The sequence below is a fragment of the Amycolatopsis sp. CB00013 genome (genome assembly GCF_001905755.1).
In the GTDB taxonomy this organism is placed as follows: domain Bacteria; phylum Actinomycetota; class Actinomycetes; order Mycobacteriales; family Pseudonocardiaceae; genus Amycolatopsis; species Amycolatopsis japonica.
The window spans coordinates 1-14,987 of record NZ_LIWC01000002.1; the positions used below are offsets into that span (position 1 = coordinate 1).

At 70.2% G+C, this 14,987-nt stretch carries 16 protein-coding genes and 1 pseudogene; 6 read left to right on the plus strand and 11 right to left on the minus strand.

Going from position 1 to position 14,987, the window contains the following annotated elements:
* Positions 1-51: 51 nt before the first annotated feature.
* The 3 genes from AMK34_RS09805 to AMK34_RS09815 are packed head-to-tail and all read right to left on the minus strand — an operon-like array spanning position 52 to position 2,505.
* A complete protein-coding gene (locus tag AMK34_RS09805) occupies positions 52-441 on the minus strand; it encodes a (deoxy)nucleoside triphosphate pyrophosphohydrolase (RefSeq protein WP_073846233.1) in 390 nt (129 codons plus the stop codon).
* Between the two features lie 10 nt (positions 442-451).
* Positions 452-1,780, minus strand: a complete 1,329-nt coding sequence (locus AMK34_RS09810) for an ATP-binding protein (RefSeq protein ID WP_073844751.1) — start codon at positions 1,778-1,780, stop codon at positions 452-454.
* Entirely contained in the window at positions 1,777-2,505 is a 729-nt protein-coding gene (locus AMK34_RS09815; protein ID WP_037340943.1) for a response regulator transcription factor, read from the minus strand. The genes AMK34_RS09810 and AMK34_RS09815 overlap by 4 nt, the downstream gene beginning before the upstream one ends.
* A 144-nt stretch (positions 2,506-2,649) precedes the next feature.
* On the opposite strand from AMK34_RS09815, the gene AMK34_RS09820 reads away from it, so the two are divergent.
* The 3 genes from AMK34_RS09820 to AMK34_RS09830 are packed head-to-tail and all read left to right on the plus strand — an operon-like array spanning position 2,650 to position 5,593.
* Positions 2,650-3,735 (plus strand): LolA family protein, encoded by a 1,086-nt coding sequence (locus AMK34_RS09820; RefSeq protein ID WP_038508511.1) that lies wholly within the window; start codon positions 2,650-2,652, stop codon positions 3,733-3,735.
* On the plus strand, positions 3,732-4,727 hold the full coding sequence (locus tag AMK34_RS09825; protein WP_073844753.1) for an ABC transporter ATP-binding protein: 996 nt from the start codon (positions 3,732-3,734) through the stop codon (positions 4,725-4,727). Before AMK34_RS09820 ends, AMK34_RS09825 begins: the two co-directional genes overlap by 4 nt.
* Positions 4,724-5,593 carry an ABC transporter permease gene (locus AMK34_RS09830; protein WP_073844755.1) on the plus strand — a complete coding sequence of 290 codons (870 nt, stop codon included), beginning with the start codon at positions 4,724-4,726 and terminating at the stop codon, positions 5,591-5,593. Before AMK34_RS09825 ends, AMK34_RS09830 begins: the two co-directional genes overlap by 4 nt.
* A 64-nt stretch (positions 5,594-5,657) precedes the next feature.
* Here the strand turns inward: AMK34_RS09830 and AMK34_RS09835 are convergent, their stop codons facing one another.
* The 4 genes from AMK34_RS09835 to AMK34_RS09850 all read right to left on the minus strand — a co-directional run bounded on the left by AMK34_RS09835 (position 5,658) and on the right by AMK34_RS09850 (position 10,551).
* The gene (locus AMK34_RS09835) at positions 5,658-6,761 is read right to left on the minus strand and encodes a serine hydrolase domain-containing protein (RefSeq protein ID WP_073846234.1); all 1,104 of its coding nucleotides are present in this window, start codon (positions 6,759-6,761) and stop codon (positions 5,658-5,660) included.
* Between the two features lie 99 nt (positions 6,762-6,860).
* Positions 6,861-7,877 (minus strand): ABC transporter ATP-binding protein, encoded by a 1,017-nt coding sequence (locus AMK34_RS09840; protein WP_073844757.1) that lies wholly within the window; start codon positions 7,875-7,877, stop codon positions 6,861-6,863.
* Positions 7,877-9,523 carry an ABC transporter permease gene (locus AMK34_RS09845; RefSeq protein ID WP_443111200.1) on the minus strand — a complete coding sequence of 549 codons (1,647 nt, stop codon included), beginning with the start codon at positions 9,521-9,523 and terminating at the stop codon, positions 7,877-7,879. The genes AMK34_RS09840 and AMK34_RS09845 overlap by 1 nt, the downstream gene beginning before the upstream one ends.
* Positions 9,499-10,551, minus strand: coding sequence for a thiamine ABC transporter substrate-binding protein (locus AMK34_RS09850; protein WP_073844760.1), 1,053 nt, complete (start codon positions 10,549-10,551; stop codon positions 9,499-9,501). The genes AMK34_RS09845 and AMK34_RS09850 overlap by 25 nt, the downstream gene beginning before the upstream one ends.
* Before the next feature lie 75 nt (positions 10,552-10,626).
* On the opposite strand from AMK34_RS09850, the gene AMK34_RS09855 reads away from it, so the two are divergent.
* Positions 10,627-10,917 (plus strand): 4a-hydroxytetrahydrobiopterin dehydratase, encoded by a 291-nt coding sequence (locus tag AMK34_RS09855; RefSeq protein ID WP_038508499.1) that lies wholly within the window; start codon positions 10,627-10,629, stop codon positions 10,915-10,917.
* Positions 10,918-11,294: 377 nt separating this feature from the next.
* On the opposite strand, the gene AMK34_RS09860 is transcribed toward AMK34_RS09855, so the two are convergent.
* The 3 genes and pseudogenes from AMK34_RS09860 to AMK34_RS43420 form a co-directional block, all read right to left on the minus strand.
* Positions 11,295-11,633, minus strand: coding sequence for a winged helix-turn-helix transcriptional regulator (locus AMK34_RS09860; RefSeq protein ID WP_038522394.1), 339 nt, complete (start codon positions 11,631-11,633; stop codon positions 11,295-11,297).
* 17 nt (positions 11,634-11,650) lie between these two features.
* Positions 11,651-11,842, minus strand: a complete 192-nt coding sequence (locus AMK34_RS09865) for a hypothetical protein (protein ID WP_038508497.1) — start codon at positions 11,840-11,842, stop codon at positions 11,651-11,653.
* Positions 11,839-11,937: pseudogene (locus AMK34_RS43420) on the minus strand (CopG family transcriptional regulator); the annotation flags it as partial. The gene AMK34_RS09865 and the pseudogene AMK34_RS43420, both read right to left, overlap by 4 nt.
* A 120-nt stretch (positions 11,938-12,057) precedes the next feature.
* Here AMK34_RS43420 and AMK34_RS09870 point away from each other — a divergent pair.
* Both AMK34_RS09870 and AMK34_RS09875 read left to right on the plus strand, forming a co-directional pair.
* Positions 12,058-12,432 (plus strand): hypothetical protein, encoded by a 375-nt coding sequence (locus AMK34_RS09870; RefSeq protein ID WP_073844762.1) that lies wholly within the window; start codon positions 12,058-12,060, stop codon positions 12,430-12,432.
* A gap of 91 nt (positions 12,433-12,523) precedes the next feature.
* Positions 12,524-13,885, plus strand: a complete 1,362-nt coding sequence (locus AMK34_RS09875; RefSeq protein WP_037340924.1) for a M20/M25/M40 family metallo-hydrolase — start codon at positions 12,524-12,526, stop codon at positions 13,883-13,885.
* 39 nt (positions 13,886-13,924) lie between these two features.
* Here the strand turns inward: AMK34_RS09875 and AMK34_RS09880 are convergent, their stop codons facing one another.
* Positions 13,925-14,986, minus strand: coding sequence for an ankyrin repeat domain-containing protein (locus AMK34_RS09880; protein ID WP_073844764.1), 1,062 nt, complete (start codon positions 14,984-14,986; stop codon positions 13,925-13,927).
* Position 14,987: the final 1 nt, after the last annotated feature.

Below are 14,987 nucleotides of genomic sequence, written 5' to 3' on the forward strand. Positions count from 1 at the left end.
GGGCCCACCACAACACCATCGCCGCTTGACACACAAAACCCAGGGATGTCTTCACGGACTTGTGAGCAGGGCGTGCAGGGCGGGCAGGAGGATCCGGTCGGCGGGCAGCCAATCGAGGTCGTCGAGTTCGCGCGCGGAGATCCACCGGACGTCCTCGTGCTCCACCGCCCGCGGCTCGTCCCCCGCGCTGACCAGCGAAGCGGCGTAGATCCGCAGTACCTTCCCCTTCGGCAGCGGCACGTCTTCGCCGACCCGGCCCGCGACCGTCACGGCGACGTCCAGTTCTTCCAGGCATTCCCGCGCCAGGGCGGCCTCGTCGCTTTCGCCGTCCTCGACCCGCCCGCCCGGCAGTTCCCATTGCCCGGCGTGGTCGGCGGGCCAAGCCCGCTGCTGCGCCAGCAACTGTCCGTCCCGCACGATGGCGGCGCCCACGATCACCACGCGGCACACCTTAACCAGGCCGGGCCGCCTGCCAGACGATCTGGAAGCGCGCCCCGCCGTCGGGTGATTCGCCGACGCGCACCCGGCCTCCTCGGCGACGGACGGCCTCCGCGACCATCGCCAGCCCCAGGCCGGTGCCGCCGGAGGACCGCGCCCGCGAGTCGGACACGCGGTAGAAGCGGTCGAAGACCCGGTCCCGGTGTTCAGGGGCGATACCCGGGCCGTCGTCGTCGACCACCACCCGCACGGTGGACCGCGCCGCCAGCACCGACACCACGATCTCGCTCCGCGCGTACCGGCAGGCGTTGCGCAGCAGGTTGCTCAGCACCAGCTCGACCTCGGAATGCGTGGCCAGCGCCCACGCCGTCCCGACCGTGCCGCTCACCCGGATCTCGAGTGCGCCGGCGGGCATCCGCGCGACCGCGGCCCGCACCTCGCTCACCAGCTCGACCGGTTCCGCGGGCGGGACCTCCCCCGCGTCCGACCTCGCCAGCGCCAGCAGCCCGTCGAGCAGCGCGGAAAGCCGTTCCGACTCCTCCAGGATGTCGGAAAGCGTCTCCTGCGAGAGGTCGGGATCGGGGTTGGCGACGGCGACCTCGGCCTGCACGCGGATCGACGCGACCGGTGAGCGGAGCTCGTGCGCGGCGTCCCCGGTGAACCGACGGAGCCGGTCGGCGCCCTCTTCCTGCCGCGCCAGCAACGCGTTGAACTCCTCGGCCAGCGCGCGGAGTTCGTCGTGCGAATCCGGGAGCGGCAGCCGCGCGCCCGGCGGAAGTGCCCGGACCGATCCGCGCATCCGCGCGACCGGCCGCAGGGCGAACCGCACCAGCAGCCACGTCGCGATCCCCGCGCCCACCGCTCCGACCGACGCGACCACGAACAGCCACAACCCGCCGGAGTGCACGGCCGTCGCGAAGCCGACCAGGCCCGCACCCGCGACGACGAGCCGTTGCTGACCGTCGGGTGCGGTGACGACGGTGCCCGCCCAGCGCCAGCTGTGCTCGCCCCCGGTCGTGATCGATTCGCCCGCCTTCAGCGCGCGGACGTCCGTGGGGCCGAGGTTCGGCGGCGGCGAGCCGTCCACCGGGCCGCCCGCGGTGTCGAGGACGCGGACGGTGACCGCCGACCCCGACGGTGTCCGCCCGGCCGAGACGTCGGCCTTCGCGGTCTCCAGCTGAGCGCTCAGCTCGTCGTCGACCGAACCGATGAGCAGCGGCTGCAGATTGTCCCCGGCGACCGCCGCCAGCCCGAGCAGGAAGCCGAGCGTGACCGTGGCCGCGAGCAGGGTGATCCGGACCTGGAGCGAACGGCGGCGCCACCAAGACGGCGAGCCGATCACCCCTGTCCCGCCGGGGCGATCACTTCGTCGAGCTGCGGATCCGAGGCCAGGTATCCGTGCCCGCGCACGGTCCTGACCAGGGCGCCCGCGCCGACCGCGTCGAGTTTGCGGCGCACGTAGCCGACGTAGACCTCGACGACGTTGCGGGTCGCGGCCTGCTCGTCGCCCCAGACCGCGCGCAGCAGTTCGTCCTTGGTGACGACCGTTCCGGCCCGGCCGGCCAGCACCTCCAGCAGGGCGAACTCACGGGGGCTGAACGCGACGTCGACGCCGTCGTAGCGGACCTGCCGCAGGCTCCGGTCGACTTCGAGCGCGCCGATGCGCAGCGGTCCGCGGGTCCCGTCCGGCGACGCCCGCCGCAGCACCGCGCGCACCTGCGCGACCAGCACGACGAACGAGAACGGCTTCACGAGGTAGCCGTCGGCGCCGAGGTCGAGCCCGTCGGCCTGATCGACCTCGCCGTCCTTCGCCGAGATCATCAGCACCGGCGTGGTGACGCCGAGCGCGCGCAGCCGTTCGAGCACGCGGTAGCCGGAAAGCCCCGGAAGCATGATGTCGAGCAGCACGACGTCGAAGGAGCCCGTCTGCGCGAGCCGCAGACCGCTGGGCCCGTCGGCCGCCGTGACCACGTCCATGTCCTCGGCGCGCAACCCCCGCTGCAACGCCTTGCGCACGCCGGGTTCGTCGTCGACCACCAGTACTCGAGGTTTCACGCTCTTCATCATTCACGCTTTCACCAGCTCACGCGCGACCTCTCAGCGCCATCTCAGCCGGGAAGGCGGAGTCTGAGTGGTATCTCAGCGTTTCCGGGGAAGCGTTGTCGCCAAGACCCGAGCACACTGGGGTTCGGGGAAACAGGGAGAGACAGCATGGATCCGAAGAGGAAGGCCATCACCGCGGCGGTGGTGGGCACGGCGCTCGGCGTCGGCGGTCTCGCCGTCGTCGCGATGCCGGCCACCGCGGGCGACGCGCCCGTCCTGCCGCAGATCAGCGCCGAAGAGCTGGTGCAGTCGACGCTCAACGCGAAGCCGTCGGCGTTCGACGGGAAGGTCAAGGTCAGCAACGACCTCGGCCTGCCGCAGGTCGGCAGCACCCTGCCCGGCGTCTCGGCGCTCGACGTCGACTCGGCGCAGATTTCGACCGACGGCGCGGGCAAGAGCAAGGTTTCGCTCACCGAGGGCTCCAGCCAGCAGACCATCGTCCGGAACGGCCAGACGGTCTGGGAGTACAGCTCCAAGGACAACTCGGCCACCAAGGTGACCATCCCGGACGGGCTGGCCAAGGAGCACCAGGAGAAGAGCAAGAACGTCGACCCGGCGACGGTGGCGTCGGAACTGCTCGGCAAGGTGCGCGAGAGCAGCACGATCGCCGTCAGCGGGACGGCCTCGGTGGCGAACCGGTCCGCGTACGAACTGGTGCTGACCCCGAAGCCGACCGAGCGGACGCTCCTGCGCGAGATCCGCGTCGCGATCGACGACCAGACCCGGCTGCCGCTGCGGGTCACGGTGCTGGCGAACGGCACTTCGTCCCCGGCGCTGGAGGTCTCGTTCAGTGAGATCAACTTCGCGGCCCAGCCGGCATCGAACTTCGAGTTCACCCCGCCGAAGGGCGCGAAGGTGACCGAGAAGACCGCCGAGGTCGACCCGAAGAACCGTGAGCTGGCCGAGCAGGCGAAATCCGACATCAAGGTCGTCGGCGACGGCTGGGACACCGCGATCACGGGCAAGATCCCGGCCGACGCGCTGTCGAAGGCCGGTCAGGCCAAGGACGAGGAAGGCCGCCAGGTCGACCCGAAGGCGCTGCTTTCGCGGTTCGCCAAGCCGGTCAGCGGTGCCTGGGGCAGCGGCTGGCTGGTGACCACCAAGGTCGGCAGCGGCGTGCTGACCGACGACGGCCGCTACGCCGTCGGCGCGGTGCCGGAGCAGGTCCTCTTCGAGGCTTTGGCCGCGAAGTGACCACCACTTTCGAAGCCGGGACGGACGCCTCCCAGGAGGCGTCCGCTCCGGCGGTACCCATGGCGGCCCGCACCAGGGGCCTGCGCAAGGTCTACGGCCGCACGGTGGCCGTGGACCACGTCGATCTCGACGTTCCCGAAGGCGCCGTGCTGGGGATGCTCGGCCCCAACGGTTCGGGCAAGACGACGACCATCCGGATGTTGCTCGGTCTCGTGCGGCCCACGGAGGGCGAGGTCGAACTCTTCGGCAAGAAGATGCCCGACGAGGCGGCGCACGCGCTGCCCGACGTCGGCGCGCTCGTCGAGGGACCGGGTTTCCACCCTTTTCTCTCCGGGCGCGAGAACCTGCTGCGCGTGGCCGCGGCCGAACCGAGGCTGGCCACGGCCGGGATCCCCGGAGCGGTCGACGCGGCGCTTGAGCGCGTCGGCCTGACCGACGCCGCCACCCGGCGATACAAGGGGTATTCGCTGGGGATGAAGCAGCGGATGGGGCTGGCGAGCGCGCTGCTCGTGCCGCGGCGGATGGTCGTGCTCGACGAGCCGACCAACGGCCTCGACCCGGCGGGCACCAGGGAGATCCGCCGGATCATCGCCGAACTGCACGCCGACGGCGTCACCGTGCTGGTGTCGTCGCATCTGCTGGCCGAGGTCGAGGCGACCTGTACGCACGTCGCGGTACTCCAGTCCGGGAACGTGATCGCCCAAGGCGAGCTCTCGGAACTGCTGGAGTCGGGGAACGCGGCGCTGCTGGTGCGGACGCCGGACGCCGAACTCGCGGTGGAGACGTTGCGGGAGAACAGGATCGGCAGCAGGCTCACCCCGGACGGCGTCCGCGTGGACCTCACCGCCGCCGAGGCGCCCGACGTACTGCGTCATCTGGTGACGGCCGGGGTGGCCGTGCACGAGGCGGCGCGGGCCCGGACCGGCCTGGAGGACCTGTTCGCCCGGCTGACCCAGCCGGAGTCCACTGTAGACGGTGAGGGGGAGTCGTGACCCACGCTCTGGCCGCGGCACCCGCGGCGAGGACCGGCCGGGACAGCATCGGCCTGCTCCGGCTGTATCGCGCCGAACTGCGCTGGATCTTCCGGCGGCCCCGCACGCTGGCCGTACTGGGCCTGCTCGCGCTGATCCCGATCGTGATCGGGGTCGCGCTGACGCTGGTCGACGCGTCCGAAGCGGAAGGCGGCCGGGACGGCGCACTGCTGGCCTCCGCGATGAACAACGGGTTCGTCCTGCCGGTCGCGGCGCTGACCATGACACTGGCGCTGCTCCTGCCGCTCGCTTCGGCGATGGCCGGGGCGGACGCGATCGCCGGCGAGGCCGCGCACGGCACCTTGCGGGGCTGGCTGATCGCGCCGGTCGGCCGGGGCAAGCTGCTCGCGATCAAGGCGTTCGGCGTCGCCACCGTCTCGCTGATCGCGGTGCTGGCCATGACCTTCACCGGATTCGCCACCGGGCTGATCGTCAGTGGCGCCGATTCGATGTTCACCCTCACCGGTTCGACGCTGAGCGTGTGGGACGCGCTGGGCAGGCTTCTGGTGGTGGCGCTGTGGATCACCCTGCAGCTGTGGGCGGTCGGCGCGGTCGCGCTCGCGATTTCGTCGTTCACCGAACACCCGATGCTGGTGGTCGCCTCGGTCCTGGCGGGCACGATCGTGTTCACCATCCTCGGTTTCCTGGACGCGGTCTCGTGGCTGCATCCGTTCCTGCTCAACAAGGATTGGGCGCAGGCTCCGGCCGCGGTGCTGATGGATCCGCTGGACATGTCGATGCTCGGCGAGGGCGCCCTGCGGGCCACCTGCTACGTCGTCATCGGGCTCTCGATCGCCTACTCGCGCCTGACCACCCGGGACGGCTGACCCGCGTTTCGTCCTCTGAATGCGGTCCTTGCACGCGCAACGACCGCATTCAGAGGACTAAGTGCTAGCAGAAGACGGCCGTCGCCATGGAGACCACGGCTTCGGTGGACGGGTCCCGCTCGTGCGGGTTGAGGGACAGGGTCAGCGACTTGCCCTTCCCGTCGGTGAAGGCGACGGTGAGGTAGCCGATCAGCTGTCCCGTGTGCCCCCACACCGGTTTCGGGCCGGTCGCACAAGGGATCGCGAACTCCTGCAAGCCCAGGCCGTACCGGAACAGCGGGACCGCTTCCCTCATCCGCCGCATCTCCGTAAGGCTCGCCTGGCTCGTCAGCCTGCCTTCGATCAGAGCGGTGACGAAGGTGGTCAGGTCGCGGGTGGTGGAGACCATCTCCCCGGCCGCCCAGTCCAGTGAGGGATCCATATCGGTGGCGTCCACGATCGACGGCGGGGTCGTCGGCAGCGGTTCGTAGCCGCGGGCGTGCGGAACGGGCAAGGACGAGCGGTGGCCCGGGACGCTGGTGTGCGTGAGGTGGAGCGGGCGCAGGATCCGCCGCGTCACCTCGTCGCCATACGGGCGGCCGGTCAGCTTCTCGATCAGCAGACCGGCGACGACGTAGTTGGTGTTCGAGTAATGCCAGGACTCGCCCGGGTTCTCGAAGTCCGGGCCTTTCGCGAACGCCACCTTCAGCAGTTGCGAAGGCGTGTAGTCGTCGAAGCGGGCATCGGCGCGCCAGCGGTTGGTCGAGTACCCGGGTTCACTCATGTAGTCGTGCAGGCCGCTGGTGTGCTGCAGGACGTGCCGGACAGTGACGCGACCGCCGTCGGGCACGACACCGGGCAGGTGGCGCTCGATCGGATCGTCGAGCGCCAGCCGCCCCTCGTCGGTCAGCTGCAGGAGGACGGTGGCCGCGAAGGTCTTGGTGACGCTGCCGATCCGGAAATGACCGCCGGCGACGGCGGGCGCGCCGGAGGCCAGATCGCGCACGCCCACCGCGTCCGACCACTGGCGGGTGCCGTTCCGGACGTGGATCAGCCCGGCGGTGATGTCCCGGCCGTCGGCGAGGGCGGTGAGCCTGCCGTGCAACTCGGCGACCGGGATGCCCGGCGTGGCCGGTGCGGCGACCGGAACGACCGCGAGAACGAAGGACAAGATCGTCTTCAGGAGCATGGAGACGACGGTATGGCTGGCGAGCCCGGCGGACACTGCGGAAAACCGCAGGTTTCGGCCCGGACTACCGCATTCGGCTGGACTACCGCATTCAGAGGACTAAACGCGGAGTTGGGCCACGCCGTCCGGATCGAGAGCGAGCCGGACGGTGTCACCGGGACGCAGGTCGGCGGTGACCGGCGCGACCGCGTCCACTGTGGACAGATCGCCACCGGGCGCGACCACGAGCCGGACGTGCTCCCGCCGGTGCACCACGGCGACGACCTCGCCTTCGACGCCGTCCGGAGCCACACGGAGCCCGTGCGGCCGCAGTCCCAGCCGCACCGCGCCGTCCTCGACGTCGGGCAGCGCGACCTCGCCGAGCGAAGTCCGCACCACGCCGCCGGAAGCCTCCCCGTCGACGAACGTGGTCACGCCGAGGAATCGCGCCACACCCTCGTCCACCGGCTGCCGCCAGACGCGGCGCACCGCGCCCTCCTGCCGGATCTCGCCGTCTTCAAGCACGGCGACGCGGTCGGCGAGCGTGAACGCCTCCTCCTGATCGTGCGTGACCAGCAGCGCGGTGATCTTGCTGCGCCGCAACAGGGCGGCGAGGTCGATCGCCAGCTGTTCCCGCAGTCCGGCGTCCAAACCGGACAGTGGCTCGTCCAGCAGCAGCAACCGCGGCTCCGGCGCCAGCGCGCGGGCGAGCGCCACGCGCTGCGCCTGCCCGCCGGACAGCTCGGTCACCCTCCGCCGCTCGTAGCCGACGAGCCCGACCAGCTCCAGCAGCGCACGGACGCGGTCCGCGTGCTCGGCGCGCGGTACGTCGTGCATTCGCAGGCCGAACGCGATGTTCGAGGCGACGTCCTTGTGCGGGAAGAGTTGCCCGTCCTGGAAGACCAGACCGAACTCCCGCCGGTGCACCGGGACACCGGCGAGATCCTCGCCGTCCCACCGCACGGTGCCCGACGTCAGCGGCTCCAGCCCGGTGATCGCCCGCAGCAGCGTCGACTTCCCCGAACCGGACGGGCCGAGCAGCGCCAGCACCTCGCCGTCGGCGATGTCCAGCCGGGCGTCCTTCACCGCCGCGAAGGATCCATAGTGGACGGTCAGATCCCGTACCGACAGCGACACTAGAACTCCCCTACCGAATTCTGCCCGCGGACCGCGCCGAACCGGTCGATCAGCACCACCGCCACCACGGTCACGATCATGAGCAGCGCGCAGGCCGCGTAGGCCATCTGGTTGTTCAGCTCCCCCGGCCGCGAGATCAGCGTCGCGACGGCGACCGGCAGCGTCGGCGCGTCCGGCCTGGCCAGGAAGCTCGTCGCGCCGAACTCGCCGAGCGCGACCACGTAACCGAACCCGGCCGCAGCGACCAGCGAACGCGCCGTCAACGGGAGATCGATCTCGCGCCACACCCGGCCGGGGCTCGCGCCGAGTGTCGACGCGGCCTGCCGCAGCCGGACGTCGACCGACCGCAGCACCGGCAGCACCATCCGCACGATCAGCGGGATGATCACCAGCGCCTGCGCGAGCGGCACCAGCAGCGGCGACGTCCGCAGATCGCCCGGCAGCGCGTCGAGCGTGACGAGATAGCCGAAACCGACGGTCACCGCGGACACACCCAGCGGCAGCATCAGCGCGGCGTCCATCGTCTCGCCCATGCCCCGCGCCAGCCTGCCGGGCGTGCGGCGCAGCGCCACCAGCACGACCGAGGCCAGCACGCCGACGATCATCGCGAGCGTCGTCGCGTCGAACGCCGTCCGCAGGGACATCGACGCCGCGTCCCAGCCCGAAACCTGGAGCGCGTTGCGGGAGCCTTGCCCGGCCAGCGCTTCGTACCCCGCGAGACTCCAACCGTCCGAAGTGGACACGGATTCGATCAGCAACGCCACGATCGGCGTCATCAGGAGCGCGATCACCGCGAGCCCGGCGGTCACCGCCCACCACTCGCCGCCCCTCGGCCTCCGCGCGGTCTCGCTCCGCGAACGCAACCGCACCGCGTTCTCCCGGCGCCGCCTCGCGAGCGCGCCCACGACGAGCGCGGCGACGACGGCGGCGAACTGCACCAGCGACAACGCGGCCGCGCCGGAGAGGTCGAGTAGCTGGACGGTGCGCAGGTAGATCTCGGTCTCCAGCGTGCGGTACTTCGCCCCGCCGAGGATGAGCACGACCCCGAAACTGGTGGCGCAGAACAGAAAGACCACCGCGGCCGAGGACGCGATCGCCGGTGCGAGCGCGGGCAGCGTCACCGAACGGAAGGCGCGCCACGGCGATGCGCCGAGCGCACGGGCCGCGTCCACGGTGCGCGGGTCGAGATGGCTCCACAACCCGGAAACCGTGCGCGCGACGACGGCGACGTTGAAGAAGGCGTTGGCCAGCACCAACGGAAGCAGCCCGCCATCGGGCCAGAGCGCGCGGAACGCCAGGCCGACCACGACGGTCGGCAGCACGAACGGCACCAGCACGAGTGTCCGGACCAGCGAAACCCCCGGCAGCCGCACCCGCGCGAGCAGGAACGCGACCGGCAGTCCCGCGAGCACCGCGACGATCGTCGAAACCCCGGCGCTGGCGACGGTGAATCCCGCGAGTTTCCAGGTCAGCGGGTCCCCGATGGCCGTGCCGACGCCGCCGGAGCCGAAGCCCCGCCCGATGATCGCCGCGACCGGCCAGGCGAAGAACACCACGAGGAAACCGAGCGGCAGCACGGCGAGTGCGGCCAGCCCGGCTCCACGGAAAGTCGGCTTGGAAGTCAGCCTTCGAGTAGCGTGCGCCACTGGGCGATCCACTGCTCGCGCCCGGCCTGGATCTTGGCCGGTTCGAGCGTCTTCGGCTGCTGCGGCAGGGGCGCGGCCTGCGCCCAGCCCTGCGGGAGCTCGACACCCTGACGGGCCGGGTACACGTACATGTTGCTCGCCACGGTGACCTGGAACTGCTGCGACAGCAGGAAGTCCACGACCTTGCGGGCCTTCTCGACCTGTTTGCCGCCCGCCAGCACACCCGTGTACTCGACCTGGCGGTAGCAGGTGTCCAGCAGCGCCTTCGTGCGCGGCTTGCCGTCGTCGCCGAGCTCGGCGGCGGGTGAGGAGGCGTAGGAGACGACGATCGGGCGCGGGCCCTTGCCCGAGGAGCCGGAGAACTCCTTGCTGTATGCCTCTTCCCAGCCGCTGACCGTCTTGAGCCCGTTGGCCTTCAGCTGCGTCCAGTACCCCTGCCAGCCCTGCTCGCCGAACTGGGCGATGGTGCCGAGCAGGAACGCCAGCCCTGGCGACGACGTCGCGGGGCTCTCGGCGACCATCAGGTCCTTGTACTTGGCGTCGGTCAGATCCGCGAACGACTTCGGCTCCGGGATCCCCTTGTCCACGAAGTACCGGGTGTCGATGTTGACGCAGACGTCGCCGAGGTCGACCGCGGAGAGCCGGTGGCCGGGGTCGACGGAGTAGCGCTGCGGGCCGCGATCGGCCTCCGGGCTGGTGTACTGCTCGAAAACGCCCTCGGTGAGCGCACGCGAGGCGAACGTCGAGTCGATGCCGTACGCGACGTCACCGATCGGATTCGCCTTGGTGAGCACCAGTTTGTTGGTCAGCGCGCCCGCGTCACCCTGCTTGAGCACGGAGATCTTGATCCCGGACTGCCGCTCGAACGCGTCGAGGACGTCCTGGGGCGCGAGCCACGAGTCGTGTGTCACGAGCGTGACCGTCGCCGGCGCCTGCGGGTCGTTCCCCGTGTTCCCGGAGAGCGAGCAGCCCGCGACGAGGGCGGCCACCGTGCCAGCCGCAACGACCGTGCGGAGGGCGCGTTTCATCTAGCCTCCTGCGTTCTTCAAGGGGGGACCCGTGGCAAACGTGCAGCGTAGCCGACGGCGTACCACCATGGAGTCATGGCGGAAATCTTGAACGACCAGCAGGCCGACGAAGCCGTGACCAAGCTCTCCGGCTGGACCCGTGACGGCGTGACGATCGAGCGGACGGCGAAGCTGCCGAGCTTCCCGAAGGCCATCGAAGCGGTGGACAAGGTGGCCGAATTGGCGGAGGCGGCCGACCACCATCCCGACATCGACATCCGCTGGCGGACGGTGACGTTCCGGCTCAGCACGCACTCCGCCGGAGGGCTGACGGAGAAGGACTTCTCGCTTGCGTCGCAGATCGACGGGGTACTCGCCGACATGTGACGTCCGCTACGACCGCGCCACAACTCCGCTTCTCGGACGTCACCCCGATAGGGACACAACGAGAAAGGACGAGTGATGACGCAGGCGATCGTGGTGGGGTTCTCGGCGTTCGGCGCGATGGTGGCGGCCGCCGCGGGAGTGCTCTGGTACACCGCGCGCGAACGGCATCACCAGCACGATCAGTGATCTTGATCACACTGGCGTTTCGAAGGTAACGCGGAGCCTGATCAACGCGCTGTTCCCGGCGGACCTGTCGCTTCTCTCCCCCGGGGAACCGCCGTGAACAACGCCTCCATCACCGCCGCCCAGCGCGCCTGGGTGACCACCTTCGCCGCCGCCATCACGCTGCTGACGATCGTCGTACTGGGCCTCCTCGGTTAACCCGGGTAAGCCTCACGGGCGGCGACGAGCTCCGGAAGGTGCTCCGCCGCCCATTTACGGCACGCCTCCATCGGCTCGAACAACGTCCGGCCGAGCGAGGTGAGCTCGTACTCCACTCGCGGCGGCGTCTCGTCGTACGCCGTCCGCGTGATCATTCCGTCGCGCTCCAGAGCCCTGAGGGTCTCCGTGAGCACCTTCGACGTGACTCCCCTCAAGGGCACCCGCAGCTCGGAGAACCGGCGCGGCCCTTCTTCCAGGCACTGCACGACCAGGCCCGCCCACTTGTCGCCGATCCGGAACGGGGTCAGGTTCGACGGGCAGCCGGGCGCGAACATGTCGGGACTCAACGGCTTCACCCGTTCGAAGTTACCCTCGCCCACGCCGCCAGTTCGACCGCCGCTTCCCGGTAGGTGCGTGAGCCGGTGGACATCGCGATGACCAGGTCGTACGCGTCGTCCTCCGGCGCGTCGAGGTCGTACCCGTTGGGCACCCGGAGGTCCTCCGCGAGCGCCAGGAGGTCTTCGACGGTGAGGTACTCGATCACTGGGCGAGGCGGTCGAGCAGGGCGGCGTAGCGCTCACGGCCGTCCTTCGACAGCGCCCGGACCCGATCGTCGCGGACGCGGCGCGCGGCGGCCTCTTTGGTATCAAGAGGTCGTACGCAAAACCGCGTAGGCCTGATTGCCGCTTCCGGGCCGACGCCCCCAGCCGCCGTGAGCGGGACTCTTCAGTGGTCTTGAAACCCAGTGAGGAGCTCGCCATGAACCGTTCCACCGCCGCCGTCGCCAACGCCTTCTTCCTCTTCGTCGGCGTCGCCGGCCTGATCATCCAGATCGCTTCGGGCGTCCCAGGGTTCCCGGACATCCCGCCCGGGCCGTTCATCCTCGGCGTGACCGGGATCCTCGTGCTGACGCTGGCCGCCAAGTACCGGTGGATCCTCTTCCTCGGCGTCGCCGCGCCGGTGTTCATCCTCGTCGGCGCGTTGCTCGAAGGGTCGTTCTGGGGACGTCTCGCCGACGTCGGCGACTTCGGTCCCTTCGTCGGGACCGTGCTGCTCATCGGCGGGGTGATCGCCGCGGCGGTCTCCGGCGTCGTCGCCATCTCGCGGGCCTACCGCCGGGTCGCCGTGCGCTGAACCGGAAAAAGGGGACGATCGGAGGTTGCTCCGGTGACCGGCGCGCTATTGGCTACTCGGACGAGTTTCTTCGAGAAGTGAGGGGTGTTCCATGGCAGGTCTGCGCAGACGTGAGGTGCTCGCGGGCGCGGTGGCACTGGCGGGCGCGGCGACGATCGGGCTGAACCCCGGCACCGCCGCCGCGGCCACGCAACAACGTCCGGGCGCGCAGTTCCCGCCGTCGCTGGACTTCGGGGACTACCCCGTGATCGCGCGGGTGCGATCGCGGCGGGCGCTGGAGCACCTGCGGGTGCTCAGCGACAAGATCGGCCCCCGGATCGCCGGCACCGAAGGCGAACTGCGGGCCAGGGACTACATCGCGAAGGTGCTTCGCGACCTGCGTTACCAGGTGACGTTGCAGCCGTTCCCGATCGCCGACAAGTTCCTCGGCGGCCTGACGATCGGACGCGACAGCTGGCAGACCGGCTCGTCGCCGCAGGGCGCGCAGGACGTCACCCGCGAGGCCGTCGTCGTCGACGCCGGTGACGGCAGCACCCTGCCCGACGACCTGACCGGCAAGATCGTGCTGATCGCCGCCGTGGCGAACAAGGCCGACGCGTACCTGACGGCGGCTCAGCGCGGAGCGGACGCCGTGTTGCTCGGCCGGATCGGCGCGGACCCGGCCCGCAAGCTGTCCGCCTTCTCCCCGACGCTCGCCACCCCGGTCACCATCCCGGTGCTGGGCCTGGCCCAGGTTCAGGTGGAGCGCCTGCGCGAACGGCTCGCCAAGGGCTCGGTCACGGTCAAGGCGACGGCCACGCACCACAAGAACCTGACGTCGTACAACGTCATCGCCGAGCGGCCGGCCACGTTCCCCGGCAAGGACGAAGGCGTGGTCATGGTGACCGCGCACTACGACAGCGTCCCCGGTTCCCCCGGCGCCAACGACGACGGCAGCGGCACCGTGCTCTGCCTGGAACTGGCGCGCGTCCTGCGGTACCTGCCGACGAACAAGACACTGCGGTTCGCGCTGTGGGGTTCGGAGGAGTACGGGCTGATCGGCTCGCGGCACTACGTCAAGAACCTGTCCGACCCGGAGGCGCAGCGGATCGCGGGCTGCTTCCAGAACGACATGGTCGCCACCAGCTGGGACCCGGCCGTCACCTACTGGCTGCTTTCGGTCGACGGTGCCGACAACGCCACGACCGCGGCCGTCAACGCCGCCGCCAAGCGGCTCGGCTACGACCCGCGGGTCAAGGGTCCGGTGGCGCGCGGTTCGAGCGACCACGTGCCGTTCTTCGAGCGCGGGATCGCTTCGGGCAACTTCAGCTGGCGCGGCGAAACCGGCCCGGCGCTGCTGGAACCGACGTACCACACGCCGGAAGACACCATCAAGGACAACGTTTCCCTTGAGCGGCTTCAGGTTTCGCTGGAGCTGATCGGTTCCGCCGCGTACAGCCTGCTGCGGAAGTGAGGCTCGCCGGGTGTCCTCATCGGGGACACCCGGCACTCCTCAGCGTGTGTAGTCCACCGCTCCCAAAGCGATCGGGGCCGGATTCTTCGCGACCCAGGCGACGGCGAGCTCGCTCAAGCGATCGAGGTGGCCGTCCGCGCCGCGGCCCGACCGGACCTGCTTGGCGATCTCCTTGGCCTCTCGGAGTTCTTCCTCGCCGAGAGGTTCGCCCTGCGCGAGGAAACCCGGGAACGCGTCGGCCATCGCGCGATAGCTCCGGTCCCAGTTCGCCCCGCCGTTGCGGAACATCTCGTCGGAGATCCGGCCGGTGACGCGGATGGCCTCGCACTGCACCGTCGCACCCGCGCCGCTCGACGGCACGAGAAGCTCCCACAGCGCTTTGTGCCGCTCCTGCCAGGAGCCGTCGGGCACGACGATCGGCGAAACCCCGTCGTGCTTCGACCGTCGCGCGACCGGCTCGACGTCGAAGATCCGGTACAGCTCACTGAGCGCGGCGTCGGTCTCTTCGAGGAGATCCCGGTTGAAGGTCTCGCGGTGGAACTCGAAGCCACTACCGATCCGCTCGACCTTCTGGCGCATCTCGGCCGTGATGCTCGCTCCGTGGTCGAGCAGCAGCTTCGCGATCTCGGCGGACTCGCGGAGGTAGGCGTTTTCCGTACTGATCAGGCATCGCATCAGCAACGAGTCACCGCGCCCGTCGTGAATCCCGGTCGACGCCCCGTGCTCGATCAGCACTCGCGCGGACTCGGTCCTCAGCCTCTCCACCGCCGCCTGAAGCGGCGTTTTCCCGGAGGTGTCGACCGCGTCGATGTCCGCACCGAGCGAGAGCAGCAAAGGAATCTGCTTCGAAGCACCGCGGGAAGCCCGCGCATGAAGCGGTGTCCTGCCGTAGCTGTCCGGGGTGTCGACGGCGAGCCCCTGCTCGCTCAGCCAGACGACGAGCTCGTCCGGGCACTCCGGGAAGCCGATGGCGGTCCCTTTGCTGTAGCCACCCCGCGCGTCGAGCTCGCATTTGCCGAAGACGGCTTTGAGTTCGTCCACCGATGCCGAGGTCAGCATCTCCTGGAAGTCCTTGGGAAGGGTCTTTCGCTTTCGTGCCATC

Coding starts and splice junctions, on each gene's coding strand:
- AMK34_RS09835 (WP_073846234.1), bottom strand. CDS start 6,761: ATGCTCCTGAAGACGATCTTGTCCTTCGTTCTCGCGGTCGTTCCGGTC.
- AMK34_RS09855 (WP_038508499.1), top strand. CDS start 10,627: ATGGCGGAAATCTTGAACGACCAGCAGGCCGACGAAGCCGTGACCAAG.
- AMK34_RS09820 (WP_038508511.1), top strand. CDS start 2,650: ATGGATCCGAAGAGGAAGGCCATCACCGCGGCGGTGGTGGGCACGGCG.
- AMK34_RS09850 (WP_073844760.1), bottom strand. CDS start 10,551: ATGAAACGCGCCCTCCGCACGGTCGTTGCGGCTGGCACGGTGGCCGCC.
- AMK34_RS09860 (WP_038522394.1), bottom strand. CDS start 11,633: ATGTTCGCGCCCGGCTGCCCGTCGAACCTGACCCCGTTCCGGATCGGC.
- AMK34_RS09880 (WP_073844764.1), bottom strand. CDS start 14,986: ATGGCACGAAAGCGAAAGACCCTTCCCAAGGACTTCCAGGAGATGCTG.
- AMK34_RS09875 (WP_037340924.1), top strand. CDS start 12,524: ATGGCAGGTCTGCGCAGACGTGAGGTGCTCGCGGGCGCGGTGGCACTG.
- AMK34_RS09815 (WP_037340943.1), bottom strand. CDS start 2,505: ATGATGAAGAGCGTGAAACCTCGAGTACTGGTGGTCGACGACGAACCC.
- AMK34_RS09870 (WP_073844762.1), top strand. CDS start 12,058: ATGAACCGTTCCACCGCCGCCGTCGCCAACGCCTTCTTCCTCTTCGTC.